20 protein-coding genes are annotated in these 25,297 nt (G+C 62.0%); 7 read left to right on the top strand and 13 right to left on the bottom strand.

Annotated elements, in window-relative coordinates; translation table 11 throughout:
• Positions 1-5: 5 nt before the first annotated feature.
• The 13 genes from A2G96_RS13480 to A2G96_RS13420 all read right to left on the bottom strand — a co-directional run bounded on the left by A2G96_RS13480 (position 6) and on the right by A2G96_RS13420 (position 10,728).
• Complete coding sequence (locus tag A2G96_RS13480; protein ID WP_062799963.1) at positions 6-953, bottom strand: TIGR03756 family integrating conjugative element protein; 948 nt, start codon at positions 951-953, stop codon at positions 6-8.
• Complete coding sequence (locus A2G96_RS13475) at positions 950-1,396, bottom strand: TIGR03757 family integrating conjugative element protein (RefSeq protein ID WP_062799961.1); 447 nt, start codon at positions 1,394-1,396, stop codon at positions 950-952. Before A2G96_RS13475 ends, A2G96_RS13480 begins: the two co-directional genes overlap by 4 nt.
• Before the next feature lie 163 nt (positions 1,397-1,559).
• Positions 1,560-2,054, bottom strand: a complete 495-nt coding sequence (locus tag A2G96_RS13470) for a JAB domain-containing protein (RefSeq protein WP_062799959.1) — start codon at positions 2,052-2,054, stop codon at positions 1,560-1,562.
• A 175-nt stretch (positions 2,055-2,229) separates the two neighbouring features.
• On the bottom strand, positions 2,230-2,997 hold the full coding sequence (locus A2G96_RS13465; RefSeq protein ID WP_062799957.1) for a DsbA family protein: 768 nt from the start codon (positions 2,995-2,997) through the stop codon (positions 2,230-2,232).
• Positions 2,998-3,010: 13 nt separating this feature from the next.
• A complete protein-coding gene (locus A2G96_RS13460; protein ID WP_062799954.1) occupies positions 3,011-5,893 on the bottom strand; it encodes a conjugative transfer ATPase in 2,883 nt (960 codons plus the stop codon).
• Complete coding sequence (locus A2G96_RS13455; RefSeq protein ID WP_062799952.1) at positions 5,893-6,342, bottom strand: TIGR03751 family conjugal transfer lipoprotein; 450 nt, start codon at positions 6,340-6,342, stop codon at positions 5,893-5,895. The genes A2G96_RS13460 and A2G96_RS13455 overlap by 1 nt, the downstream gene beginning before the upstream one ends.
• Entirely contained in the window at positions 6,323-7,741 is a 1,419-nt protein-coding gene (locus A2G96_RS13450; RefSeq protein ID WP_062799950.1) for a TIGR03752 family integrating conjugative element protein, read from the bottom strand. Before A2G96_RS13450 ends, A2G96_RS13455 begins: the two co-directional genes overlap by 20 nt.
• Positions 7,731-8,642 carry a TIGR03749 family integrating conjugative element protein gene (locus A2G96_RS13445; RefSeq protein WP_062799948.1) on the bottom strand — a complete coding sequence of 304 codons (912 nt, stop codon included), beginning with the start codon at positions 8,640-8,642 and terminating at the stop codon, positions 7,731-7,733. The genes A2G96_RS13450 and A2G96_RS13445 overlap by 11 nt, the downstream gene beginning before the upstream one ends.
• Positions 8,639-9,331, bottom strand: coding sequence for a PFL_4703 family integrating conjugative element protein (locus A2G96_RS13440; RefSeq protein WP_062799945.1), 693 nt, complete (start codon positions 9,329-9,331; stop codon positions 8,639-8,641). The genes A2G96_RS13445 and A2G96_RS13440 overlap by 4 nt, the downstream gene beginning before the upstream one ends.
• Positions 9,328-9,726 carry a TIGR03750 family conjugal transfer protein gene (locus tag A2G96_RS13435; protein ID WP_062799942.1) on the bottom strand — a complete coding sequence of 133 codons (399 nt, stop codon included), beginning with the start codon at positions 9,724-9,726 and terminating at the stop codon, positions 9,328-9,330. Before A2G96_RS13435 ends, A2G96_RS13440 begins: the two co-directional genes overlap by 4 nt.
• A gap of 12 nt (positions 9,727-9,738) precedes the next feature.
• On the bottom strand, positions 9,739-10,098 hold the full coding sequence (locus tag A2G96_RS13430) for a TIGR03745 family integrating conjugative element membrane protein (RefSeq protein WP_062799940.1): 360 nt from the start codon (positions 10,096-10,098) through the stop codon (positions 9,739-9,741).
• Between the two features lie 16 nt (positions 10,099-10,114).
• Positions 10,115-10,348, bottom strand: a complete 234-nt coding sequence (locus tag A2G96_RS13425) for a TIGR03758 family integrating conjugative element protein (protein WP_003050225.1) — start codon at positions 10,346-10,348, stop codon at positions 10,115-10,117.
• Entirely contained in the window at positions 10,345-10,728 is a 384-nt protein-coding gene (locus tag A2G96_RS13420) for an integrative conjugative element protein, RAQPRD family (RefSeq protein WP_062799938.1), read from the bottom strand. The genes A2G96_RS13425 and A2G96_RS13420 overlap by 4 nt, the downstream gene beginning before the upstream one ends.
• A gap of 208 nt (positions 10,729-10,936) precedes the next feature.
• On the opposite strand from A2G96_RS13420, the gene mads1 reads away from it, so the two are divergent.
• The 7 genes from mads1 (at position 10,937) to A2G96_RS13385 (ending at position 25,287) form a co-directional block, all read left to right on the top strand.
• Complete coding sequence (mads1, locus tag A2G96_RS13415; protein WP_062799936.1) at positions 10,937-11,137, top strand: methylation-associated defense system helix-turn-helix domain-containing protein MAD1; 201 nt, start codon at positions 10,937-10,939, stop codon at positions 11,135-11,137.
• Positions 11,138-11,242: 105 nt separating this feature from the next.
• Positions 11,243-14,074, top strand: a complete 2,832-nt coding sequence (locus A2G96_RS13410; RefSeq protein ID WP_231909657.1) for an SNF2-related protein — start codon at positions 11,243-11,245, stop codon at positions 14,072-14,074.
• The gene (locus A2G96_RS13405; RefSeq protein ID WP_082818961.1) at positions 14,071-17,157 is read left to right on the top strand and encodes a TrlF family AAA-like ATPase; all 3,087 of its coding nucleotides are present in this window, start codon (positions 14,071-14,073) and stop codon (positions 17,155-17,157) included. Before A2G96_RS13410 ends, A2G96_RS13405 begins: the two co-directional genes overlap by 4 nt.
• A 25-nt stretch (positions 17,158-17,182) precedes the next feature.
• Positions 17,183-18,949, top strand: a complete 1,767-nt coding sequence (locus tag A2G96_RS13400) for an AIPR family protein (protein ID WP_231909567.1) — start codon at positions 17,183-17,185, stop codon at positions 18,947-18,949.
• A gap of 10 nt (positions 18,950-18,959) precedes the next feature.
• Positions 18,960-20,762 carry a site-specific DNA-methyltransferase gene (locus A2G96_RS13395; protein ID WP_062799929.1) on the top strand — a complete coding sequence of 601 codons (1,803 nt, stop codon included), beginning with the start codon at positions 18,960-18,962 and terminating at the stop codon, positions 20,760-20,762.
• Positions 20,762-23,497, top strand: a complete 2,736-nt coding sequence (locus A2G96_RS13390) for a DEAD/DEAH box helicase (protein ID WP_062799927.1) — start codon at positions 20,762-20,764, stop codon at positions 23,495-23,497. The genes A2G96_RS13395 and A2G96_RS13390 overlap by 1 nt, the downstream gene beginning before the upstream one ends.
• Positions 23,498-23,532: 35 nt before the next feature.
• Positions 23,533-25,287 carry an ATP-binding protein gene (locus A2G96_RS13385; protein WP_062799923.1) on the top strand — a complete coding sequence of 585 codons (1,755 nt, stop codon included), beginning with the start codon at positions 23,533-23,535 and terminating at the stop codon, positions 25,285-25,287.
• Positions 25,288-25,297: the final 10 nt, after the last annotated feature.

The following is a 25,297-nucleotide window of genomic DNA, read 5'->3' as shown; positions in this document are numbered from 1 at the left end:
GCACCTCAGAGGAAATCGACGCTGCCCAGGAACACCTGCCCGCGGCGTTCGCAGCACGCATAGGGACGCCACAGCGCCCAGGCGTAGTCGCCTTGCTGGGCCTGGGTCAGCGTGCCGCCGTGCGGGAACACCACGCAGGTGTTGGACAGGCGCGGCGTCAGCTCCTGCCACTTGCCCGTAGAGGCATCACCCTCCATCAGCGCGCCGGCCGGCCAGTAGCCGTCGCGGGCGTTGGCAAGCAGCGGCTGGTACACGTGGATCTGCCCGCGGCGCGTGACGACATCGCCCGCGCGCTGGGCTACCACTGCCCCGGATTTGTGGTCGTCGGTCTGGTGCAGGAAGCCGCCGCGCGGATAGACATTGCCCCAGAGGTTCATCGTGGTGCGCGCACCGACCTCGCGCCGGCCCGGGATCAGCGCCTCCGGGTAGGCCATCTCGGGCACGTTGTAGCGCCAGGCCAGCGTGTCCAGGGTGCTGAGTAGATACGGCATGAAGGCCGTGCCCGCGCCTTGGCAGAAATAGCCCGACGACGACGCGAACTGGTTGAACACCTCACCGCCGGGATGGCCGATGACATCGGCGTTCTTGAATTTGGCGAGGTTGTTTTCGTGGTCTTCGTTCGTGGTCCCATCGCCGCCAGCCTGTGCGGAGGGGTTGGGCGTGCTCATCGCCTGCACCTCGACCCAGGGGTTCTCGCCGGTGTTGCTGTAGCTGGAGACGACCGCATCGGGCACGTAGTGCCTGACCTTGACCGACGTGCGCACCGAGCAGCCGCCATAGGTGCAGTACAGCCAGTAGCAGATGCCCACCACCCGGTACTCCAGGCAGTCCGGCGACATGACGGACGAGACGATCGTGGCGGTGTTCAAGGCGTAGCTGCCTGTGGCGGTGGCCAGCAGCAGCGAGGCCACGGGCACGCGCAGGCGGCGCAGCAGATCGAATGGGCGCGTCATGGCTGCGCCCTCCGGTGCTGCCCGATGCGCGCGATGGCGCGGGCGACGTCCGGCTCGCCATAGACCACATAGCGCTGGTCCACCACCACGGCAGGGATGGTCGTGACACCCAAACTCCATGCGTCGGTCACGCCTTGGTAGGCCGTCGCGATGCGGCGCTGAAGGTCGGCGCCTCCCTGGTTCAGGCGTTGCCGGACGATGGCTGCTGCCCGCTCAGGGTCGGCTGGAAGATTCGCGGAAAGCTCGGCCTCCATCCGGGGCGTTTCGTCCAACTCGATCAGTCGCTCGCCACCCATGGTCTTGACCGGGTGGCGGCTGTCGGTGACGACCACCACGTCGGCGGCGAAGGTGGCCGGGCTGAACACCGCCAGAGACACCGGCAGCGCTACGGCCAGGCCAAGGGTTCGCCAGCTTGGTGCGAACCGGATAAGAGCTGCTGGCATGTCATGCGCCCCGGAAGTTGATCAGGGCCATAGTCAAACGCCGAACCCCATGCGGGCCCAACAAACAATGCGCATCGCGGCCACCCCGCATAGCTGCTTGTGTCGCCACGAAGAAAAAGCGGAGGCCGAAGCCTCCGCGCTGATCAACGAAGCAGTGCAACCCTTACAGCAGGCCGGACTCCGCAAAGGAGAACGGGGCACCCTGGCCGATGATGATGTGATCCAGTACCCGCACATCGATGAGCGCGAGTGCGGCTTGCAGTTGCTGGGTCAGCATGCGATCCGCGCTTGACGGCTCGGTGATACCCGAGGGGTGCTGGTGGGCGAAGACCACCACGGCGGAATTTAGCTCCAGCACACGCTGTACGACGACACGCGGATAGACCGAAGTCGAGTTGATCGTGCCCCTGAACAACGGCTCGTAGGCCAGCACCTGGTGCATGCTGTCCAGGAACACAGCGGCGAATATCTCATTGGGCTCGGCGACCAGTTTCAGACGCAGGTAGTCCCGCACAGCGGCCGGTCGGCTGAGGCACGGCCCAGCTTTGAAAATCCGTCTCTCCAGCAGCACGATGGCTTGCTGGATGATCCAGTCCTCGTGTTGGGCAGCGATGGCGGAAAGCGACTCCAGGCAGGAGTCATTGACGACGAAAGACATGGCGAACCTCCAGACGGTGAGATCGGAGGGCGCGCGCCCTGGGAGGGCAAGCCCTCCTGGGGAACGAACAAGGTGCATCCATCACCGCGGCAGCGGTGATCGTTCGCGGCCAGGATGCGAGGCGAACGGGTTTCGGTCAGCGCAGTGGACTGCGCCGTAGCCTTGAAGACCGGGGCTACCTGGGCATGTCGCCGACGACGTCGGCAGGCATTTCCGATGTAGTAGGTGTGGCGGCGGGATCGCCGGCCGCGAGCATGTCCATGGCCGACAGCAAGGCATCGCCCTCGATCGGACCCTGCAGCAGGATCGCCTTGCCGGTTTCGCGATCGTGCAGCCGCAGCGACGGCGTGGCGGTCACGCCGCTGCTCGTGGCTTCCGCCGCCTGGGTGCGGATCGGCGCCTCGGGCCGTTCGCTCGCCAGACACTGCTCGATGGCTGGCGTAAGGTCGGGGTAGCGCAGGTCCTCGGGCAAGCCCTGGCCGTCGCTGCGCGTGTGGGCATAGACCCACTCGACAGCCTGCCAGAAGGCGGCATGGCCGCCAGATTCGCCGGCGCACTCCGCCAGCCTCGCTTCGGCAGACGCGGCCGGCTCATGCGCGGCCAACGGGAGGTGGTGCCATTGCAAGGCCACGTCCGCGTTGCCGGCCACCCAACGCTTGAGCACTGGGAAATAGGATCGGCAGAACGGGCATTCGAGGTCCGCGTAGAGCGTCAGCGTGAAACGCCCTTCCGGATTTCCCATCTGCCACGGAGGCCCGGCCACCTGCGTCACGCTGACCGGCGTTGAAGGCTGGGGAGTGGACTTGCCAGAATAGCGCGACACGAGCCAGATCAGCAGCAGCGCTACCAGCACGGCGGCCAACACCCAGGGCCAGCTGAGCCTCCAGCGCCGACGGCGGAACGCCTGTACCTGCATCGGAATGGATGGGCGTTTCTGTTCCATGGCGTTCTCCGGCTTACGGCAGGTCCAGGGCCGGCGACTCGATGCCGCGTGCCTGGTCGATCTTCTCGGCCACCTTGAAGGCGGCTTCCAACTCGCTGACGCCGTGCTGCTGCATGAGCTGGTAGCGCTCGGCCTTCTCCTCGGGTTCGGTCTGCGCGAGCGCGAGGTACAGGCTCGGCGGCACGGCGCGGAACAGCACTTCCATGCTCTTGGAGAGGATGACGCCCTCGGTGAACTTGCCCGCTTCCTTGCGTGCGGAGAGCATCAGCGCCTTCTGCGCCGGCGAGAGTTCGCGGAACCGAGCGATCTTCTCCACCTCGTCCGGCGGCATCGACAGGCAGATCCACCACTCGATCATGTTGAGCATGGGCTCCGCGGCGCGCGGCAGATCGTCAATGTTTTGCGTGGCGAGCCAGAACCAGGCGCCCAATTTGCGCCACATTTTGGTAATTTTCACGACATAGGGAGCGAGCAGCGGGTTCTTGGTGATGATGTGACCTTCGTCGGTCACATTGACGATCGGCCGTCCCAGGTACTGGTCGCGCTCGGCGATGTTGTTCACCGTGCTGATCAGGCTGATGTAGGCGATCGAGAGCTGCGCGTTGTAGCCCTCGCGGGCGTAGGTCGCCAGATCGACCAGGGTGATGTCAGCCTCGGGCCATGGCGTGCCGTCACGGTCGAACATCTCGCCGTCCGTGCCTTGGCAGAACATGTCCATCGCGTCCGCCATCTCCAGCAGCCGCACGCGGCGCATCTCGGGCAACGTCGGGTCCTGGCCGCGGGCGCGCAGCGCGTTGCGCACGTCGCGCGTGAGCACGGTGCGCTTCTCGGCCACGCAATGTTCGGCGGCGTCGAGAATGCACTGGCGGATCAGCGAGCGGTCGGCCCGCGTCATCCGCGCTTCTTCCTTGTCTTCGCCGCCCGTGATCATCAGCCGCGCTGTGATCTCCAGTTCGCCCAGCACGTCGCGCTGCTCGTCCGCTTCCATGGCCGAGGCGTCCGGGGGCAGGTCTTCGTCCAGCGCATCCGCATCGAGCGTCTGCACATCGCTGGGCGTTTCGATCAACCGCCGTGCGTCGGCGAATGGCGCCAGGCTGATGCCCGAGCCCGGGGCCAGCTTGACCCGGTTGACTGACAGGCCGAGGCGCCTGGCGAAGTCGCTGAAAAGCCCGAAGGAGTTTCCAGCCTCCACGATGAAAAGCCGCGGCCGGTAGATGGCCGTCACCTGGTTCAGCAGGTTGTTGAGCGTGGCGGACTTCCCCGAGCCGGTGGGGCCAAACAGAAACAGGTGGGCATTCATCTGCCGATCCAACCTGTTCAAGGGGTCGAACGTAATCGGGCCGCCTCCGCGATTGAACATCGTGATGCCGGGATGCCCCGTGCCCTGGGCGCGGCCCCACACCGGCGACAGGTTCGCCGCGTGCTGGGCGAACATCAGCTGCGTGTACCAGCGGCGCCGATCCTTGCCGGGGTTGTAGCAGCACGGCAGCCAGCGCAGGTAGCTGTTGAGCGGCGCCACCTCGTCGTCCTCGCGCACCGGCTGCAGGCCGGCGTTGAGCATCACGTTCGCGAGGTCCAGGCCGCGCCGATCCAGTTCCGCCTCGTCGCGCCCGCGCAGGTAGAACGCCAGCGTGCCGCGGTAGAGCTTGTGCGCGCTGCCGATCAGCGAGCGGGCCTCGTGCACGTCCTTGAGCGTCTGCTCCGACGCCAGCGTCTCGCCCACGGCCTTCTTCGCCAGGTGGTTCAGATCCGATTCCAGGACATCCTGCGGCGTGGCGACCATCGTGAGACAAAGCAAGGTGTCTTCCGGCATCTGGTCGAACAGCGTGTTGATCGCATCGCCCTTGCGGGTCTCGCCGGTCAGGTGCCCGGTGCCGGGCGGCATGCGCAGCCGGTCGGTGATCAGCACGCGGTGCGGCATGCCGTCGAAGTACCAGGCCCCTTGCGCCACGTCCGAGCGCGGCTGCCCGAAGAACAACCGCTGGCTGAAATCCCGCCCGCTCGCCAACTCGATCTCGCCGGCCTCAGTCTCGTCCGGGTAGCGCGCCAGCGAGTAGAAGCGCTCCCGGTCCTCCACCCCAGGGCCGAGCAGCGTGGGGCGCGGGTTGAACCATCGCAGCAGCCAGTCGTGAACGTCCGCTGCAACCATGCGCCGGGCCTGGATGCCGGCATTCGCCAGCCCGCCGCACAGGCGATCGCAAACGATGCCCAGCATCTGCTCGGGTGTCTGGCCGCGGCGGTTTGCCTGTCCCTGACCGCTCGCGCGGCGGTACACCACCATGCGCACGCGCCGCGTCTGGCCGCGCCAGCGCAGCCGCGTGACCACCGTGTCCTCGAACAGGCCTCCGGGCTTGGCCACAGCGCGCAGGTGGTGGCCGAAGAAGCGCAGGTAGAACTCGGTGAACGCCGAGCCGCGCGCACGTGGCCGCACGTAATCGCGCAAGGTCTGCATGTACTGGTCGAAGCTCGGTTCGTCCTGGGCATAGAGCTGGAGCACCCACGGGTTCTCATCCAGTTCATCGAAACTGTCCTGAAGCGCGTTTTCCAGGGCGTCGCGGGCATGCGCGAGCCAGCCGGGTTCCCGGCCTTCGGTGCCCAGCGGCACCAGCTCGTAGAACGCCGCCACCGATTGGCCGTCCTCCAGGAGCATCGATTTCGACTCGGGCATGAACTCCACCCAGGGCAGCAGTTCCACGAAGGACGGCGCAACGTCGTACAGCGCCTGCTCGTCGGCCACGGTCGCTGGCTTGCGGCCGTGGACTGCCGAACCGGGTTCGGGGATGCCGGCCTGGCGCAAGGCCTCGACGTGGCGCTGCCAGCCGTCCGGCTGCTCATCGCTGGCCGGGCTGCTGGAGCCGGCGCCGGCCAGCTTCGGCCAGGGGAGTTTCCAACGCATCAGTAGTCCTCCGTCCTCTCGCCAGGCATCGCGTACTGCACGCGCTGGTACAGGGGGAAAACCGTCGTGTAGCCCGGCACGGGAACGGGGTCGGTGCCGGCCAGGTGCGGGTACACGTATATCACGAGATCGGGATTGGGCAGACGCTGGAACTGGCGGTGGACCTCATTGCGCGCGGTGCGCGTATAGCGCATCTGCTCGACAGGTGCGGCCTGCACGTCGGCGTCGGTCAGGGGCCGACGCAGGCTCTGGCGCGCATCGAGCAGCTGGCGGCCGGCGTTCCGTCCGGCTGCGCCACCGCCGTCGCCGGCCTCCTGCTGCCAGATGTCCATCATCGTGCGGTTACCGTGGGTCAGCAGCTTTTCCTTGCTGGTGGCGCAGCCGCCAAGCACCGCGACGGCGAGGGCCAGTGCCAGGCCACGGGCCAGGTTAGTCAAGTTCAAGGGCATGGCTTTCTCCTGCGCGGTGATCGACCTTGCGGCCTTCGGGATCGAAGTCGATGGCGAGCGGCTTATCGAGGTGGACGGCAACCTTGGCGCCGGGCTGGACATAGACGGCGGCGAACGCCTGGCCGTACAACTTGTTGACCCAGGCCGACATGTCCCGCACGCCGCCCGCCAGAATCTGGCCGACCGCTTCCTGGCCGGTGATGCCCACGGTGCCGATGGAGCCGTCCGAGCCGACATACGACATGCGGCCGCTGTCGCTCTCGATGAGCGAGGCCACGCCGGCACCGGCCGCGGTGATCAGGGCCTGCGAGCCGAGGTATTGCTGGGCGTTGCTGCGCCGCTCGCCGCTGACGCAAGGAATGCCGTGGGGATCACTGATCCAGCCCAAGCCGTCGCGCTGTTGGTTGTTCTGCTGGTTGCCCTCGCGGTCTTCGGGGATCGTGCGAATCGTGCCGTCGTTGAAGACGAACGTGATGCTGCGCACCTGGCCGCGCACGCACGAAAGCGTCCAGTCGCCCGAGGCGGTGCCGCTGAACACGGCGCCGGCCACGTCGGGAATGTCGACGCCATTGGCGGTCAGGTTGTCTGGCCCGACCAAGACTTTGAACGGATAGGGATCGTTGACCGTGCCATCGATCGGCACGCGGCCGATCAGTGCGGTCATGGCGACCGAACCCATGAGCGTGGAGTTGGTCGGCACGGTATAGACCGGCTTGGCACTCTTGACCCCGGCGGCGCGGGCGCCCGCGTTGGCCACGGCTTCCGCGGTGGTTTCGAGCGTCCTCTGCGCCGGGCCGAAGCTCGTGGGGAAGCTCATTCCGCCGCTCGCGCCACGACCGCCGTTGCGCCCCTCGGCGGGCTTTGCGTCGTCCGGCTCGACCCACCGCACGCCGCCCTCCATGCCGGCCTCGTCGCCGCCCTGCAGCCCCAAGCCCACGGGCAGGTCCGCATGGCCGCCGCCGCGCCCGCCGATGCTGTCCAGGCGCCGCTGCAGGTCGGCGAGCAGCCCTTCTGTCTGCTGGCGAGCGCTGGCCGCCTGTTCCTGGTCGCGGCGCAGGTTGGACCGCTCGGATTCGAGGGCGGAATTGATGCGCTGGTCGATGGAGTTTTCGCGCTGACGCAGCCGCTGGTTCTCTTCACGCTGCGACTTGTTGTCCGAGAGCGCGGTCTGAAGCTCGGTGCGCAACTGCTTCACTTGGGCAACGAGCGTGGCCACGGTGTCGCGCGGGGTGTCGCCTTCGATGCCCAGCGCCTTCATTTCATCGGGCGTGAGCTGGGCGCCGTTGTCCGCCGCGGGTGGCGCCGTGCTGCCTCCACCCGAGAACAGCCGGATACCGACGAACAGCACCAGGATGGCGACAGGGATCATCAGCCACTTGAGCAGGCCGTTACTGCGCATGGCGGGCCTCCTTGGCGTTCTCGTCGCCGTCCGGCTGCGGCAGATGCACGGCAGGGTCGAAGCGGTGAATCGCCGGCAGCAGCGACTGCGCGAGGCCGCGGCCGCGCGTGACCAGGTACAGGACGGTCGTGTCCTCGGGCGTGCCGCGCGGGCCCAGCGCCTCGTGCTGGAAGGTGGCGGTCAGGAAATCGCCTTGCAGCACGCGCGGGTCGAGCGTGATCCAGCCGCCGCTGCCGTTGGTCAGGCGCACGGCAGTGACCCACTGGTCCTCCAGGCGCCACGACGCGAGCGCGACCGCGCGCACGGGCAGCGTTGGCATCAGTGTGTCCAGGTCGAGGTCGCGGGGCAGGTTGGCCCGCATGACGCCCGGCAGCGGCTCCACGGTGCGCAACGGCGCGTAGAGGTTCTGCGCGGCGAAGCGCGTCAGCACGACAGGGACCGGGGTTTCGCGCCGCGCGGTTCGCGCACCTGCCTGGCCCTGGGCGCGTGCCGGGGCCTCGGCACTGTCGGCCTGCTCGCCATAGCGTCCCGGTGCGCCGTCACCCTCGACGATGCGCACCGGCTCCAGCTCGGCTTCCCCGTCCTTGGGCGGTTCGGCTGCGATGTCCAGCAGGATCAGTGCGCCCGTGTCGGCGTCCTGCAGTTGCAGCCGCGTGGGCTCGATCGGCTCGCTGGCGCGCAGGTACACCGCGCCGCCCGCACTCTGCACGCGCAGGCGTTCGCCCACGCCCGCGGGCACGCCCACGCGCACGTTCCGGTCGATGAACACGATGCGTTCCTGACCGACCTTCAGCGGCACTGCCAGTGGCATGCGTTCCCAACGCAGGATCTCCACCGCTTGGGCGACGGGTGCCGCGGCCACGGCTAGTAGCCCCAGCAGCGCGAGTACAGGATGCTTCATGGGGTGTTTCCTCCTTGAGGCGCTTGCGGAGACAGGCCACTCGGCGCCGGGCGCGCCGGCTCCGGTGCACTGATGCGCTGGGGCGCGCCTTCGTAGCAGTCCAGCGCCAGGCCGAACGGGTTGCGGGCGGGATCGACGCCCACCCGCGTGACCTTGATCGGATAGCGCACCAGGGCGCGTTTGACCTGCTCGGCGCCGTAGTACTCGTCAGCCGTGATGTCCAGCGTCACCACCCAGTCGCGCTCGGATACGGTGCGCACGCGCGCCGTGGGGTCGTCGCCATAGCCGCGGCCGGGAATCTCGGAGATGCCGCGCACGCGCTGACGCAGCTCGCCCGTGGAGCGGCGGTAGTCATAGTCCGCCCGCAGGAAGGCCTGGCAGGACGGGGTGAGGTACGGCGAGAGCGTGTGGAGGTTGCGCGAGTAGTCTTCTTCGCCATTGGTCGGCCAGCGGTTCAGCGTCTGGAACACGTAGAACGTGAACGCATAGACCGATTCGGGCGGCACTTCCCACCACTTGCGGGTACTGCCAGAGCGCAGGTCGGGCGGGACGTGGATGGTCAGGTCGCGCGGCGCGCTCCACCAGCCGCCGCCCATGACCAGGGCGACGATGACCAGCGCGCCCGCGCCCAGGCGCAAGGTCTTGATGTGCCCCTGCAGGTGGGCGATCTCGTTCTTGAAGCGGCTCATCGCATGCTCCTGCGGGTGGACCAGGAGCCCGAGCGCGCGATCAGCACATGGCCGCCCACCCAGCCGGCCATCAGCGGATGGCGCGTTGCGATGCGCCACTGCAACTGCCGATACAGCCAGGTGTCGGGGCGCCCGCGCTTGAGGCGGCGCAGGATGCCGCCGCCGATGAAGACCCCGAGCGCCACGCCCAGGACGACGAAGGTCGGCGCCAGTGCGATCGTGCGGAACACCCAGGACAGCGGCGCGCCGACCAGCAGGCCGGCGGCGCCGGACAGGCCGCAGCAAATCCAGAGTTCGTCGGCGGTGAGCCCGCGCACCACAACGGGATGGCGGTTGAGCCGGTGCGGAAGGAACGTGACCGTTCCGTCCGCACGGACGTGCTGCTGCTCGGACATACCGACCTCGCCTTACAGGATGCCGGTGGCTTCGGTGAGTAGCCAGATGCCGATCACGAGCAGCACGGCGCCGATGGCGACCGTGAGGCCGAACTGGCCCCACGTCTTGCGGCCGGTGTGGATCTCCGCGTAGGTGCCGTAGGCGTGGTAGCAGACGCCGATGAACATCGACGCCACCACCAGCAGGGCCACGAGCATGATGATGTCGTAGCCGTAATTGCGGATCGTCTCCATGATGCCGTTGCCGGTGCCGCGCGTCGGGTTCTCCAACTGCGGCAGGCCTTGCGCGAACGACAGCGCGGGCAGCGCCGCGGCGCCCAGGACCACGGCGGCGCGCTGGGCAAAACGGGAAGTGAGGATGCGGTTGTGCATGGTCGGGCCTTTCAGGTCAGGACAGGAGGAAAAAACTCAGGACGAGGTACATCGCGACGAAGCGGATGCAGACGCCGAGGAACTGGCGCTGGTTGAGGCGGCTCTCGGACCACCCCACGTAGGCCGTTCGGATGGCCCAGACGCCCCACACGAGCAGGACCGCGAACACGACGCCGACCAGAACGGTCGCCATCGCGGAAGGCGCGATGCCGCTGTTGGCTTGAAATGCCGAGACCTGGGCGCCGTTCATTGCTTGCCCTCCGCAATCGTCGCCGGCAGCGGCTCGGTCGCCCGCTCGGCGCGGTAGTCGCCGGCCAGTTCGGAGGGGGCGCGCGGCTGGGCGCGTGATGGCGTCAGGTGAAATTGAATGCCGGCGCGAACACGCGCCAGGTCAGCCAGCAGCCGCGGGTAGTCGAAGTAGTAGCGCTCGCCCGGCTGGATGGGGGCATGCGCGGCGCTGTCCGCGACGGCGCGCTCCAGCGCGTCGAGCTGGCGCAGTGCGGCGACCAGCTCCTGGCGCTGTGCCGGGGACTCGGCCAAGGCCATCGGGGACTGACCCAGCAGGAGGGCCGTCACGAGAAAAGTGGGCACGCCGCGATGCGCGGCGCGCAGCCAGATCGAAGCCACCATCGCGCCATTCCTGTGTGATCAGCAATGGTCAGATCGTGGAGATCAGGACAACTTCATGCCGCAAACAATAGGAACTGCCCGACAACCGGGTTATAGGGTGACTGGAAACTCGCCACACTGGATAGTGGCTTGTAATGAGCATTCCTTGATAGAATTGAGCAAACTTGGCAAGTGAAGGCTATGAAAGACCAACCTAGATGGTTTTCAGATGACTGACGCCGAAAGCGAAATCCTTACGCTTGAAGAGGTCGCGGCATACCTCAAAGCGGGCAAGCGGACGGTCTATCGCCTGGCTCAAAGGGGAGAGATCCCGGCATTCAAGTTGGGAGGGACGTGGCGTTTCCGGCGATCCGAACTGGATAGTTGGATCGCCAGCAGCAGCAGCAAGATGAAACCGGAGACGGACTGAGCCTGGAAAGGTCCGCAGCCGAATAACGCCTGGGGCACATGGGGGAGATCGCAGTTGACGACAATGCAGCTCTTGACACCGCATCAACGTCAGTACGTTGCGTGACTGCTCACGCGCCGTGCGGCGGGCGACTCCGTGGAGTCGCTGGCCTCAACACTGGTTGACTCGCAGGTTGATCTCAATCCGCATCAGGTAGATGCCGCTCTCTTCGCCTGCCGCAATCCCCTTTCGCGCGGTGTACTCCTCGCTGATGAAGTCGGACTTGGCAAGACTATCGAAGCAGGGTTGGTCATCTCGCAGCGTTGGGCGGAACGGCGGCGCAAGATTCTCCGCATCGTCCCGGCCAACATACGCAAGCAGTGGCACCAGGAGCTGCAAGACAAGTTCGGCCTTCAAGGGTTGATTCTCGAAGCCAAAAGCTACAACGCGATCCGTAAGCAGGATCGACAGAATCCATTTCTGTTCGCCTCCGGCCCGGTCATCTGCTCCTACCAGTTCGCCAAGTCCAAGGCTGACGATGTCAAGAGCATCGACTGGGACCTGGTCGTCCTTGACGAAGCGCATCGCCTGCGCAACGTCTACAAGACCAGCAACGTCATTGCCAAGGCCCTCAAGGAGGCCCTATCGCACGTTCACTCCAAGGTGCTTCTGACCGCGACGCCGTTGCAGAACTCATTGCTCGAACTCTATGGGCTGGTCAGCTTCATCGATGACCGCGTGTTCGGAGACCTCGACAGCTTTCGCTGGCAATTTACTGGCCGGGAACAGGCCTTCAACGCCCTGCGAGACCGACTGGCTCCGATCTGCAAGCGCACTCTGCGCAAACAGGTTCAGCCCTATGTTTCGTATACGGCGCGCAAGGCCATCATCCAGGAGTTCACGCCGTCGGGCGAAGAACAGGAACTGTCCAGACTCGTCGCTGATTACCTGCGTCGCCCCAACCTGAAGGCCATGCCTGAGGGACAGCGCCAGCTGATTTCACTGGTGCTATGGAAGTTGCTCGCGTCCAGCTCGCACGCCATCGCAGGCGCGCTGGAGACGATGGCCAAACGGCTTCAGGGAGTGCTTGACGAAACTGCCGAGATTCCCGATCTGGCCGAAGAACTCGACGAGGACTACGAGTCGCTGGACGAAACCGCTGATGAGTGGAGCGAGCAGGAAGCCGCTTCTACGACGCCGAGCCGCTCAGAGCGGAATGCCATCGCGCAGGAAATCGAAGAACTTCGCCACTTCAAGGCGCTGGCAACCAGCATCCGCGACAACGCCAAAGGCAAGGCGCTGCTCACTGCGCTGGATCGCGCCTTCGCCGAGCTGGACCGCTTGGGCGCGGCCAGAAAGGCCATCATATTCACCGAGTCCAAGCGCACACAGCAGTACCTCCTCAGCTTGCTGGCTGACACGCCCTACGGCGACGGCATCGTGCTCTTCAACGGCACCAACAGCGACCAGCGTGCGCAGGCGATCTACAAGGACTGGCTCAAACGCCACGAAGGCACTGACCGCATCACCGGCTCCAAGACCGCCGACACTCGTGCGGCACTGGTTGAGCACTTCAAGGAGCGCGGCAAGGTCATGATTGCCACCGAAGCCGGCGCCGAAGGCATCAACCTCCAGTTCTGCTCGCTCGTCATCAATTACGACCTGCCGTGGAACCCTCAGCGCATTGAGCAGCGCATCGGGCGCTGCCACCGCTACGGTCAGAAGCACGACGTGGTGGTAGTGAACTTCGTTGATCTCAGCAACGAGGCGGACAAACGCGTCTACGAATTGCTGGCGCAGAAGTTCCAACTTTTCGAGGGCGTATTTGGCGCCAGCGACGAAGTGTTGGGCGCTATCGGTTCGGGTGTCGATTTCGAGCGACGCATCGCTGATATCTACCAAAACTGCCGAGAGCCCGAGGAGATTAAAACCAGTTTCGAGCAACTCCGACTTGACCTTTCGGGAGAGATCAGCGACGCCATGGTCAAGACGCGTCAGCTCCTCTTGGAGAATTTCGATGAGGAAGTGCAAGCCAAGCTCCGTGTCCGCGCGGAAGATAGCCACAGCGCCCGGAGCAGATTCGAGCGGATGCTGATGGAGCTAAGCTGCGCGGAACTGGGCGAATTTGCCAGCTTCGATGACCACGGTTTCCTCCTGCAGCGTGTGCCGGACGGCATTGATGCCAGTGCACGCGCTGGAATCGAGCTGGGACGTTATGAGTTGCCCCGTCGCTCCGGCGACGCACACCTGTACCGAATCCATCACCCGCTGGCTTCATGGGTCACCGAGAAGGCCAAGGCCCGTACGCTTGACGGTGCGAAGCTCGTCTTCGACTACGACGCATACGGTACCAGGGTGAGCACCCTGGAGCCTTATCGCGGCAAAGCGGGATGGCTCACACTGAAGCTGATCGAAGTCGAAGCGTTGGGCAACCAGGAGCAGCACCTGCTGGTAACGGCCATCACGTCGGATGGCATCACTCTGCTGGAAGACGATCCCAGGAAGCTACTGCGCCTGCCCGCCGTTGCCCAGCCGCCCAGCCTGCTCAGCAGCGGGGTCGACTCCGCACTGGCGTCCGACGTCGAAGCCCGCAAGGCCGAGCTGCTGCGCGAGATCAATCAGCGCAATCTCGGTTACTTCGAGCAAGAAGTACAGAAGCTGGATGCGTGGGCTGACGACCTGAAGCTGGGCCTTGAGCAGGAAATCAAAGAGATCGACCGGCAAATCAAGGAGGTGCGCAGCACTGCCGCCACCGCGCCGACGTTGGAAGAAAAGCTGTCCTGGCAGAAGAAGCAACGGGAGCTTGAAGGCAAGCGGAGCAAGCTCCGCCGCGATCTGTTCTCCCGGCAGGACGAAGTGGAAGCACAGCGTAACGGGCTCATCGGCCAGTTGGAATTGCAGCTTCAACAGCAAGTGGAGGAGCACATGCTGTTCACCATCGAGTGGGAACTGAAATGATGACAAAAAGAGAGATTTCTCGGGGTGCAATTTGGAGGCAGTGGGATCTGCATGTCCATACGCCCGCATCATTTCATTGGTCGGGAGAGAGGTTCGAAAACGACCTCTCCTCTGCGGCGAGCAAGAAGCTGGTCGATGAAATGATCGAGGCCATGAACAAGGCAGAACCTGCTGTGTTCGCGATCATGGACTACTGGACATTCGATGGCTGGTTCGCGCTGAAGCAACGACTCTCTGACGCGGACGCGCCAAAGCTCACAAAGAAGGTCTTTCCCGGGATTGAGTTGCGGCTGTCAGCGCCCACCGAAAAGCGGCTGAACGCGCACGTCATATTCTCAGACGCGATCGCCGATCAACATCTGAAGGATTTTCTTGCCAATCTCAAGATCGAGCGCCTTGATCGCTCCGTATCCAAGGACGCACTTGTAGATCTCGCTCGCGCGACTGCCGCCGATATGCTGGCAAAGAAGGGGCACAAGAAGGAAATTGTCGAAAGCGACTACGCGGATGCGCTGTTGGCTGGGTACAAGTTGGCTGAAGTAAAAACGGAGAGCTACAAGAACGCGATTGCAAGTGTTCCGAATGAGCTCGCGATTGGGTTCATGCCATACGACACAAGCGACGGGCTTACCGAGGTTAAATGGGAGCAGCACTACTCCTACTTCCTCGGCCTCTTTGAATCGTCCCCTATCTTCGAGTCCAGGAATTTGGACCTGAGAACAGCTTTCCTGTGCGAGAAGACATCGACCAACCACGCCTGGATCGACAATTTCAAGCACGGGTTGAAGGATATCCCCAGGCTCGTGGTGGCAGGCAGTGACGCTCATTGCTTTGTTGGCGCCGCCGGGAATGATGACAAGCGGGGCTACGGCGACTTCCCTTCAGGGAAGAGAACGTGGATCAAGGCCGACCCAACGTTCCACGGCCTCAAGCAAGCCATTCTTGAACCGGCAAAACGCTCCTTCATTGGCGACACGCCGCCCAAGGTTCAAGAAGTCGAGTCCAAAAAGACTTTTTACATCGAGTCTATCGAGATTAGCAAAACAGTGGACAAAGCTGGCGTCGGGCAGTGGCTGCACGGCTGTGACATCCCCCTGAATCCCGATCTTGTCGCCGTCATTGGAAACAAGGGAAGCGGCAAGAGCGCTTTGGCGGATGTCATCGCGACGCTCGGCAACTCAAAACAATCCAAGCACTTCAGCTTTTTGAAGAAGGATCGCTTTTGGGGCAAGACCGGTGAGCCCGCACGTCACTTCACCGGAACGCTGACCTGGCGAGACGAAAGCACCGAGTCCCGGCCGTTGAATGAGTCACCATCAGAGGAGAAGGCGGAGCTTGTTCGCTACATCCCGCAGGGCTACTTTGAAGAGCTTTGCAATGAGCACGTATCGGGCAAGTCGAACGCATTTGAGAAGGAGCTGAGGTCAGTGATCTTCTCCCATGCGAGCGAAGAAATGCGGCTTGGCGCACTCGACTTTGATCAGTTGACCGAGCAGCAGGAGCAGTCGCTCAGAAATCGATTGGGTGAGTACCGTAAGGAGCTGGCATCGACCAACGCAGACATCGTTCGCATCGAGGAGCAGCTTCAACCCATTGAGTTGAAGAAACTCACCGATCTGCTCTTGCTGAAGGGCAAGCAGATCGAGGAGCACGACAAGCTGAAGCCTGCGGAGGTCGCGGCGCCGACCGAAGCAATGAGCCCCGCGCAAAAGCAAGCGGCTGAAGGCTTGGCTGCAGCAACTCAACAGGCTGAAGCCGCCAGAAAGCGCAGCCAAGAGATTGCTGGCGAGACCACGGAACTGGCCAAACGCCAAAAGGCTATAGGGAACATTCGCGAGCAGTTGAGGTTGCTTCAACGATCTTTCGATCAAGCCGAAAAGGCCGTCTCCGACGATGTCAAACTTCTCGGCTTCTCTTGGACCGATCTCGCTGCCATCGAAATCAAGACCGCCGTTCTGGACCAAAAATCGACCGAGTTGGCAACGAAGCAAGGCGAGATAAAGATCGAGGCCGAAAGGCTGGCTGACGTCCTCAATGCCGTCACCGCAACTCAGCAAGGTTTTACCGCAAAGTTGAACGCACCGCAGCAGCAGTATGAGGCCTACCAGCGCCAGCTTGTGGAGTGGAGCAAAAAGCGCGAGGAACTCATCGGCTCAATCACCGAACCTGAGACCAAGGTCGGATTGGAAACCAGGATTGAGCAGATCCAGGAGCTTCCGCTGCAGCACAAGGATTTGGAAGCGAAGCGTTTGCAGCTATCCGAGGAAATCTTCGACACCCTTGATGCACAGCGGCGTGCGCGCGCGGAATTGTTCAAGCCGGTGCAGGATCTGATTCAGAAGAACGTCCTGATACGCGAGGACTACAGGCTGCAGTTTCAGGCAACGCTGGCGGCATCCGCTGATGCTATCGCCGACCAATTGTTTGCGCTGATCAAGCAAACCTCGGGTGACTTTCGCGGGCAGGACGAAGCTCTGGCGACCATCAGAAGACTGTTCGATGGCCATGACCTGAACACCAAGGATGGAGCGCTAGCCTTCATCGCTTCCTTGCAGGAAAAGGTGCTGGCCGCTGCGAAGGCATCCGGTTCAGACGCCGGAATATTCAGCTTGCTGAAGAAGGGGCAGCCTGCCACGGCTGTCTATGACCTCATCTTTGGCTTGAATTTCCTTGAGCCTCGGTACTCGCTGCTCTTCCAGGACACGCAGATCGAGCAACTGTCTCCTGGTCAACGTGGCGCGCTTCTGCTGATCTTCTACTTGCTGGTGGACAAGGGAAAGACCCCCATCATTCTCGATCAGCCGGAAGAGAATCTTGACAACGAGACGGTGTTCCGTCTGCTCGTTCCCGTTCTCTCCGAAGCCAAAAAGCAGAGGCAGATCATCATGGTTACGCACAACCCCAACCTAGCGGTTGTTTGCGATGCAGAGCAGATCATCCATGCGAGGTTCGACCGAGCGTTGGACTCCACCATTAGCTATGAATCGGGAGCCATCGAGAACACAGGGTTGAACGAAGTCGTCGTGACCATACTGGAAGGTACGAAGCCCGCATTCGAGAACCGATACGGGAAGTACCATTGACATGGCGGCGCTCGAACCTCATTACATGACCATCCTGAAGCAGGCGCTCGCCGCCCGCTTCGTGCCGTTCCTGCCCCCGTTGCTCGGCAACGCCAATCCTACCGATCAGGCGGCAAAGCAACTCTCACGAGCCTTCAGCGCCTTCGCCCTGCATAAGCTGCTCGACATCACGCCGCAGGCGGCCGCCGCTTCGGTCGTGGACGACTTCAACGACAAGGGGATCGACGCGATCCACTATCACGCGCCGTCGGAGACGCTGTACCTTCTGCAAACCAAGCTGAAGGAATCTGAGCAGTTCAAGCAGGAGGATGCACTACCGTTCTGCGAGGGCATTCGCCTGTTGCTCAAACAGGACTTCACCGCGTTCAACGGCAACGTCCAGAATCGGAAGGCCGATATCGAGGGCGCACTCGATGCGTGCTGCCACATCAAGCTGGTCGTTCCTTACACCGGCGATGGTGTGTCGCAAACGGCACGCGATGCCTTGCAGGCGCTGCTTGATGACGAAGACCTTGATGAAGAGCGCTTGGTCAAACAGGTGGAGTACTACACGGCAGTCGAGATTACCCGCGACCTGCTGGCGGAGCAGGCCTACCAGCCCGTGCATGCGGATGTCGCGTTGCAAAAGCATGCGAAAGTTGAGATGCCGCGGACAACGTACTACGGGATCGCGCGGCTGGCAGATTTGGTGGCTCTGCATCAGGCGCACGGAAAAGCCCTGTACGAGCGCAATATCCGTTACTTCCTAGGCAGCAGCAAATCCGATGTCAACAAGGCCATCAAGACGACCTTGCATGACTGTCCCGCGGACTTCTTCTATTTGAATAACGGCGTCACTGCCGTCTGCGACCTGATCGAACCCAAGGCCAACAAGAACGGCATCAAGAAGTTTAAGGTGCGGGGCCTGTCCATCATCAACGGCGCGCAGACCGTGGCGTCGGCCGCCGAGTTCGTGCGCCAGCATCCCCGCAGGAGCATCGATGACGCCAAGGTAATGCTCACGTTGATCAAGGCATCGGCAGACGGCCAGTTTGGGAAGAGCGTGACCAAGGCTCGCAACCACCAGAACCCGGTTCAAACCGCGAACTTTGCGTCGCTTGATGAGAACCAGGAGCGGCTGCGGCAGGAGATTAGCCACCTGGGCTTCGATTACCACTATCGTCCCGAGGCCCTCGCAACCGGAGCCGAGGCCATCACGCTCGATGAGGCGCTGCGGGCGCTGGCCTTGCAACAGAATGACCCACGCTACGCTGTTTGGCTCAAGACCGAACCGGCGCGGCTCGCCAACCCCGACTCCGTCGAATACCAAGGGCTGTTCACCGCCGGCCTATCGGGGGCGTTGTTGGTCAACGCCGTCCTGTACCACCGCGCGATTCGCACCCTTGTGGTGGATTACGAACAGAATGCCCCTGCGCGCAGTCAAGAACGCCTGATCTATCGACATGGCATTCACTTGATCACGACAGTCATGATGAAGCGCCTGCGCAACCGCATTCGCGCAGCAACCGTCATTGAACCTGCGACGATTCCCGCGCTAATCAGCCAGCCGCTCGATCAACTCCGACAGCAGACTTTCGACCTCGGCGGGCAACGGCTCATTCTGGAGGGGCCGTTGGCCTACTTCCGCAACCAGGGCAACGTCACGGCCTTCCTGGCCGAGCTGATGGAAGCACATTTCGCGCTGAGTGCCGATCCGGCCCTAGCGCCACTACGCAATATTCAAAATGCAGCGGACGCGTATCCGCGCAAGCGCCTGATCGACTACTTGTCGAGCCGCGCGCCACAACTCTGAGAACGATGTCATGAGCAAGCAAAAACTAGAACTCACGTGGATCGGAAAGGAGAAGCGGCCCAAGCTGGAGCCGCGCATCCTGCTCGAAGACCCGGAAAAGTCGTATCACGCTAGACATCGCGTCTCCGACAACGACATGTTCGACAACCGGCTGATCTTCGGTGACAACCTGCTGGCGCTGAAAGCACTGGAGCAGGAGTTCTCCGGCCAAGTGAAGTGCGTCTACATCGATCCGCCATTTAATACGCAGCAGGCGTTTGAGCACTACGATGATGGATACGAACACTCCATTTGGCTTGGACTCATTCGTGATCGAGCTGAATCGCTTCGGCGATTGCTGTCCGATGACGGAACGCTGTTTGTGCACATCGACGATAACGAACTTGGATACCTGATCGCTTTGTTGGACGAAGTATTCGGGCGCGCGAATCGGGTTTCGGTGGTGACCTTCAAGCAAGGCTCAGCTACGGGCCACAAAGCAATAAATCCGGGCGTTGTAAGCACAACAAATTTCATTCTGATCTACGCAAAGAACAAGTCGTTGTGGACGCCCAATCGAGTCTTCACGGCCCGTTCCGAACGTGACAAGCGCTATGGGCAATTCATCGAAAGCTACGAAGAGCCCTTCTCTCATTGGCGATTCATCACACTTGCTAGTGCGTTCGCAATGAGTCTTGGCATGCCGGAACGCGGCCTCAAGAAGACTTTGGGGGATCTGTACGAGGAGCAGCTTTCCGAGTTTGTGATGAATAATGCGGAGCGTGTAGTTCGTCTCGCACGCCCAGACTACAAAGCCGTTAGCAGTGAAGCAAGGGAGATGATTGACAGATCGAAGGCTCGATCCGGCGAAGTCTTGCTACTAGAACGCGAATCTCATTCGAATATGTACTTCGTCAATGGAGAGCGAATCCTCTTCTACTCGGATAAGCTCAAATTCATTGACGGGAAGTACGTGGCTGGTGAGCCTTTGACAAGCCTATGGGATGACATTCTCTCCAACAATCTCCATAACGAAGGTGGGATCGAATTCCCAAAAGGGAAAAAGCCCGAGGGGCTTATCAAGCGATGCCTTGATCTGGCGACCAAGCCTGGCGACATCGTTCTCGATTCTTTTGCTGGGTCTGGAACCACTGGGGCAGTCGCCCACAAAATGGGGCGCCGCTGGATCATGGTTGAGTTGGGCGAGCATTGTCACTCTCACGTAATTCCCCGCCTGAAGAAGGTGATCGATGGCGAAGACTTGGCGGGTGTCACTGCAGCGATGAACTGGAGAGGCGGCGGCGGCTTCCGCTACTACCGCCTTGCCCCCAGCCTGATCATCAACGACCGCTGGGGCAACCCGGTCATCAATCCCGAGTACAACGCTGCGCAACTGGCCGAGGCGCTGGCAAAGCTGGAAGGCTTTACCTATGCGCCGTCGGAGATGCACTGGTGGCAGCACGGCCACTCCAGCGAGCGCGATTTCATCTACGTCACCACGCAGAACCTTTCCGCAGAGCAACTGCAAGCCCTGTCCGGTGAAGTCGGCCCTGAGCGGAGCCTGCTGGTGTGCTGCGCCGCTTTCCACGGAGTCTCCGCGGCCAAAGCCGCGGAGCGTTGGCCGAACCTGACCTTGAAGAAGATTCCGAAGATGGTGCTGGCCCGCTGCCATTGGGGCCGTGACGACTACAGCCTGAATGTGACCAACCTGCCGATGGCGGAGATTGAGAAGGCTGAGCCTGCGGCCACGTTCGATAACAGTAAGAAGATCAAGAACAAGAACGCGGCCCTCGCCAACGCGGGACAGGGCGGCCTGTTTGGGGAGAACGAATAATGAACGCCCGCGTCCTGCACGCAGTTACTGGTCGTCTGTCCCTTCGTCCGCCCCAGGCGGAATCGCTCACCAAACTGGCTCGCATGCTTGATGCCGCGCCCGAACTCTTGGGCCACGAGCGCGATGTCTCGGCAATTCTTTCCACGCTGAAGGCTGAGTTCAGCACACTGGAGGACTTCGAGCGCGAGTTTCCGTCACTGTGCTTTGCGCTGGCAACAGGTGTGGGCAAGACGCGCCTGATGGGAGCCTTCATCGCCTATCTGCATCTGGCCCACGGCATCAACAACTTCTTCGTGCTCGCGCCCAACCTGACGATCTACAACAAGCTCATCACGGACTTCACGCGCAACACGCCGAAGTACGTTTTCAAGGGCATCGCCGAATTCGCGCAACAACCGCCGCTGATCATCACCGGTGACAACTACGACCAGACCGGCGCGGCGGTGGATGACCAGCCACAGGGCTTCGCACACGACGTGCGCATCAACATCTTCAACATCTCCAAAATCAACTCCGAGGTGCGCGGCGGCAAGGAGCCGCGCATCAAGCGGATGAAGGAAGTGCTGGGCGACAGCTACTTCAACCATCTCGCGACCCTGCCCGACCTCGTCCTGCTGATGGACGAATCGCATCGTTACCGCGCCAGCGCGGGTGTGCGTGCCATCAATGAACTGAGGCCGCTGTTTGGCCTGGAGGTGACGGCGACGCCATTCGTCGAATCCAGCAAGGGGCCGGTGCCATTCAAGAACGTGGTGATGGACTATCCGCTGGCGCGGGCGATGGAGGACGGCTTCGTCAAAGAGCCTGCCGTGGTCACCCAGCGCAACTTCGACGCCAAGGCGCACACGCCCGAGGAGATCGAGAAGACCAAGCTGGAAGACGGTGTGCGCCTGCACGAGACGACCAAGGTCGAGCTGCTCACCTATGCCCGCGAGAACGGCGTCAAGCCGGTCAAGCCCTTCATGCTCGTCATCGCTCGCGATACCACGCACGCGGGGCAACTCCTGGCGCTTCTGGAGTCGGAAGCCTTCTATGAGGGCCGCTACCATGGCAAGGTGATTCAGGTCGATTCCAGCCGTACCGGCGCGGAAGAAGAAGAGATGATCACCCGCCTGTTGGCCGTGGAGAGCGTGGACGAGCCGACCGAGATCGTGATTCACGTCAACATGCTCAAAGAAGGTTGGGACGTGACCAACCTCTACACCATCGTGCCGCTGCGCGCCGCCAATGCCCGCACGTTGATCGAACAATCCATCGGACGTGGCCTGCGTCTGCCCTACGGCAAGCGCACGGGCGTCGCGGCGGTGGATCGCTTGAACATCGTCGCGCACGACAAGTTCCAGGAGATCATTGACGAGGCCAACCGCGGCGACTCGCCGATTCGCCTGAAACAGGTCATCCTCGATGCGCCGAGCACCGACGACAGGAAGGTCAGCGTGCAGGTCCAGTCCGGGGCAGCGGCGCGCCTCGGTCTGACGGAAGCCCCGATCGTGGTCAAGGGGGCTTCAGCCACTGACAGTGGAGCGGAAGTCTCCGTGCCCCAACCGGTGTTCAGCACGGAGGCGGAGAAGCAAGCCGCGCGCGTGGTCATGGACGTCATCGGCAAGTACGAGGTCAAGCGCGATCTGGTGCCCACCAGCAGCGCGTTGCTGAAACCCGAAGTGCAGAAGGAAATCCTCGCGGAGGTCGCGGAGAGGTTGAAGCCGCTGCAAGGCGAATTGCTGGCGGGCGTGGATGCATCAGCCTCCGCTCTTGATTTGTCCGCCGTGGTGGCGAAGACAACGGAGATCGTGGTGCAGCAAACCATCGACATCCCGCGCATCGCGGTGGTGCCGACTGGCGAAGTGACAACGGGCTTCCACTCCTTCAAGCTGGATGTGAGCCAGCTCCACCTCCAGCCGGGTGAGCGCGAGATCGTCGGGCAGATGCTGCGCACCAACGAGCAGTTCACCCTGGCCGCCGAGGTTGGGCTCAAGGAGCAGCGCCCGGAGGACTACATCGTCCACGCGCTGGTGGACTTCGACGACATCGACTACTTCACCCACGCCGATCTGCTCTACGACCTCGCAGGCCAGATGGTGCAGCACCTCCGCGGCGATCTGTCCGAGGATGAAGCCATCAGCGTCCTTGATCGTGACCGTCGTCTGATCGCACGGGAGATCCACGCACAGATGATGGCCCACTTCTGGGAGGAGGCGACGGAGTACGAGGTGCAGGTCAGTCGCGGCTTCACCGAACTCAAGCCGTGCAACTACACCGCCACGGCGGGCCAAACGGCTCACCACTTCCGGGAGACCGTGACCGAAACCAGTCGCATTAAGCAGATGCTCTTTGGGGGCTTCTCGCGTTGTCTATACCCGCTACAGAAGTTCGATTCGGACACTGAGCGGCGCTTCGCCGTCATCCTGGAGCGCGATGCCCTGAAGTGGTTCAAGCCTGCGAAGGGGCAGTTCCAGATCTACTACAAGCTTGGCACCGAGCAGCCGGAGTACATCCCGGACTTTGTCGCCGAGACGGACGCAGCGAACTACATGGTGGAAACGAAGGCACGCACCGACGTCAATACCCATGAAGTTCAGTTCAAGGCCGCTGCCGCCGTGCGCTGGTGCAAGCACGCTTCCGATCACGCGGTGAGCGTAGGAACCAAGCCCTGGAAGTACCTGCTGGTGTCCCATGATGAGGTCAACGAGTCGAAACGGCTCGCGGATTACCTGCGGTTCGAGGTCAAGTCCTAGTCTTTCTTCTCTCTCATCTTCTCGGAGATTCCGATATGAGCCGTGCTCATCTTCGTTTCCAGGTGGATTCCCGTATCGCGACCTTGCTGAGCCAGGAATATTCGTCCTCCGAGCGAGCGTTGAAGGAACTCGTTGACAACGCATGGGATGCTGATGCTGAGCAGGTGACCATTGTCCTGCCGAAGCCCTTGAGTGGTGATCCCATCATCATCCAAGATGACGGTACCGGCATGACGGAGGAAGAACTGCGTCGGCACTATCTTTCGATTGCATCGGATCGGCGTTCCCGGAGAGGTGAACGAACCAGCGGAAAGAATCGCCTTGTTAAAGGGAGAAAAGGCATTGGAAAATTTTCGGGACTCATGGCTGCCGCTTCAATGTCGCTTGAAACCCGTGTGCGGGGCCGAGTTTGCCGTATCACGTTAAGACTTGACGATCTTTCTCAGGTTGAGGACATCGAGCATCTGAATATCGACTTGCAAAGCGAAGCGTGCGAGCCTGAACAGAGAGGAACCACGATTACGTTGAGCGATTTGAACCAAGGCCTTGCATATCCAGATGCCAGCCGTTTTCGCCAGATCCTGTTGCAGGACTATGGCCGACAGGATGACTTTGCCATCATGATCGACGGTAAGCGGCTAGATGTCGATGACGTTCTGGGCAGCTACTCGGAGCAGGAACAGGAGCTGCCGCATGCGGGCAAGGTAAAATTGCGCTTCGCCATCAGCGATGGAAAATCCGGTTTGCGCCAGCCCGGCATCACCTTGCGTGTGGATGGAAAGTCCGTTGGACGTCCAGGATTTTTTGGCTTGGATCAGCGTGATGACTTTCCACCCAAGCTCTTGCGCAAGCTATACGGCGAGATTGAGGCGGATGGGCTGCGCGACCACATCACGGCAGGATGGGACGCCGCAGTTGAGAATAGTGAACTTCTGAAAGAAGTGGAAGGCTATGTCCAGCCAATACTCCGGGACGCCTATGAACAGCAGTACCGAAAAGAAATTCAATTGGCGCAGGCTCGGTTGCAAAGGGCCATTCTCGCACGTCTGTCAGCCCTGCCTGAGCATAAGCGCCGATTCGCAGACCGTGCGATAAAGAAAATTCTCGACAGGTATTACGGAGAGCCTGAGAGCAAGGTCGAGCCGATGGTCAATGTGCTGCTGGAGGCGATGGAACGATCCGATTACCGTATTCTTCTGGAGCACATTGCGGAAGCAACTCCGGGCGACGTCGCAGGGGTGGCCGAGCGGCTGGACGAGTTTGGCTTGGCCGAGATGGCATTCCTGGTACAGCAAGCTGCGGCGCGCCAAGTTTTTCTTGATCAACTGGAGGCGCTTGTTCGTGACGCGGCAACTACCGAATCCGTTTTGCACAAAGCCCTGGAGCGCAACTTGTGGGTGTTTGGTCCGGAGTATTCTCTTTTCAGCTCAAACAGCACATTGCGGCGACAAGTGGAAGATGTTCTTGGGAAGGTCTATACGGGAGACAAGGCCGACAAACGTCCTGACCTGCTTCTCAACGAGAATCTGAGCGGCAAGTATCTATTGATCGAGTTCAAACGGCCAAGCCACGCGCTTAATCACGGTGACTACGTACAGGCAATTGGCTATAGACATGAACTGACAAAGTACGTTGGCTCTGCTGTTCAGGTTTTGTTGGTCGGTGGAGGTAGGTCTGCCGACTTTCCGACCGGAAGTCGCGAGCCGGATGTTGAAGACCGCATCTTTGGACAGATCATCTCCACCGCGCGGCGACAGATTGAGTGGCTGCTTCGAACCGAGAGTTTATGATTTTTTCGGT

The organism is Cupriavidus nantongensis (assembly GCF_001598055.1).
GTDB lineage: Bacteria > Pseudomonadota > Gammaproteobacteria > Burkholderiales > Burkholderiaceae > Cupriavidus > Cupriavidus nantongensis.
The sequence above is the reverse complement of the archived record's forward strand: the minus strand, read 5'-3'. Positions and strand labels throughout refer to the sequence as shown.

What these genes read in the sequence shown, in the direction of transcription:
- A2G96_RS13480 (WP_062799963.1), bottom strand. Translation starts at nt 953, where the DNA reads ATGACGCGCCCATTCGATCTGCTGCGCCGCCTGCGCGTGCCCGTGGCC.
- A2G96_RS13475 (WP_062799961.1), bottom strand. Translation starts at nt 1,396, where the DNA reads ATGCCAGCAGCTCTTATCCGGTTCGCACCAAGCTGGCGAACCCTTGGC.
- A2G96_RS13470 (WP_062799959.1), bottom strand. Translation starts at nt 2,054, where the DNA reads ATGTCTTTCGTCGTCAATGACTCCTGCCTGGAGTCGCTTTCCGCCATC.
- A2G96_RS13465 (WP_062799957.1), bottom strand. Translation starts at nt 2,997, where the DNA reads ATGGAACAGAAACGCCCATCCATTCCGATGCAGGTACAGGCGTTCCGC.
- A2G96_RS13460 (WP_062799954.1), bottom strand. Translation starts at nt 5,893, where the DNA reads ATGCGTTGGAAACTCCCCTGGCCGAAGCTGGCCGGCGCCGGCTCCAGC.
- A2G96_RS13455 (WP_062799952.1), bottom strand. Translation starts at nt 6,342, where the DNA reads ATGCCCTTGAACTTGACTAACCTGGCCCGTGGCCTGGCACTGGCCCTC.
- A2G96_RS13450 (WP_062799950.1), bottom strand. Translation starts at nt 7,741, where the DNA reads ATGCGCAGTAACGGCCTGCTCAAGTGGCTGATGATCCCTGTCGCCATC.
- A2G96_RS13445 (WP_062799948.1), bottom strand. Translation starts at nt 8,642, where the DNA reads ATGAAGCATCCTGTACTCGCGCTGCTGGGGCTACTAGCCGTGGCCGCG.
- A2G96_RS13440 (WP_062799945.1), bottom strand. Translation starts at nt 9,331, where the DNA reads ATGAGCCGCTTCAAGAACGAGATCGCCCACCTGCAGGGGCACATCAAG.
- A2G96_RS13435 (WP_062799942.1), bottom strand. Translation starts at nt 9,726, where the DNA reads ATGTCCGAGCAGCAGCACGTCCGTGCGGACGGAACGGTCACGTTCCTT.
- A2G96_RS13430 (WP_062799940.1), bottom strand. Translation starts at nt 10,098, where the DNA reads ATGCACAACCGCATCCTCACTTCCCGTTTTGCCCAGCGCGCCGCCGTG.
- A2G96_RS13425 (WP_003050225.1), bottom strand. Translation starts at nt 10,348, where the DNA reads ATGAACGGCGCCCAGGTCTCGGCATTTCAAGCCAACAGCGGCATCGCG.
- A2G96_RS13420 (WP_062799938.1), bottom strand. Translation starts at nt 10,728, where the DNA reads ATGGTGGCTTCGATCTGGCTGCGCGCCGCGCATCGCGGCGTGCCCACT.
- mads1 (WP_062799936.1), top strand. Translation starts at nt 10,937, where the DNA reads ATGACTGACGCCGAAAGCGAAATCCTTACGCTTGAAGAGGTCGCGGCA.
- A2G96_RS13405 (WP_082818961.1), top strand. Translation starts at nt 14,071, where the DNA reads ATGATGACAAAAAGAGAGATTTCTCGGGGTGCAATTTGGAGGCAGTGG.
- A2G96_RS13400 (WP_231909567.1), top strand. Translation starts at nt 17,183, where the DNA reads ATGACCATCCTGAAGCAGGCGCTCGCCGCCCGCTTCGTGCCGTTCCTG.
- A2G96_RS13395 (WP_062799929.1), top strand. Translation starts at nt 18,960, where the DNA reads ATGAGCAAGCAAAAACTAGAACTCACGTGGATCGGAAAGGAGAAGCGG.
- A2G96_RS13390 (WP_062799927.1), top strand. Translation starts at nt 20,762, where the DNA reads ATGAACGCCCGCGTCCTGCACGCAGTTACTGGTCGTCTGTCCCTTCGT.
- A2G96_RS13385 (WP_062799923.1), top strand. Translation starts at nt 23,533, where the DNA reads ATGAGCCGTGCTCATCTTCGTTTCCAGGTGGATTCCCGTATCGCGACC.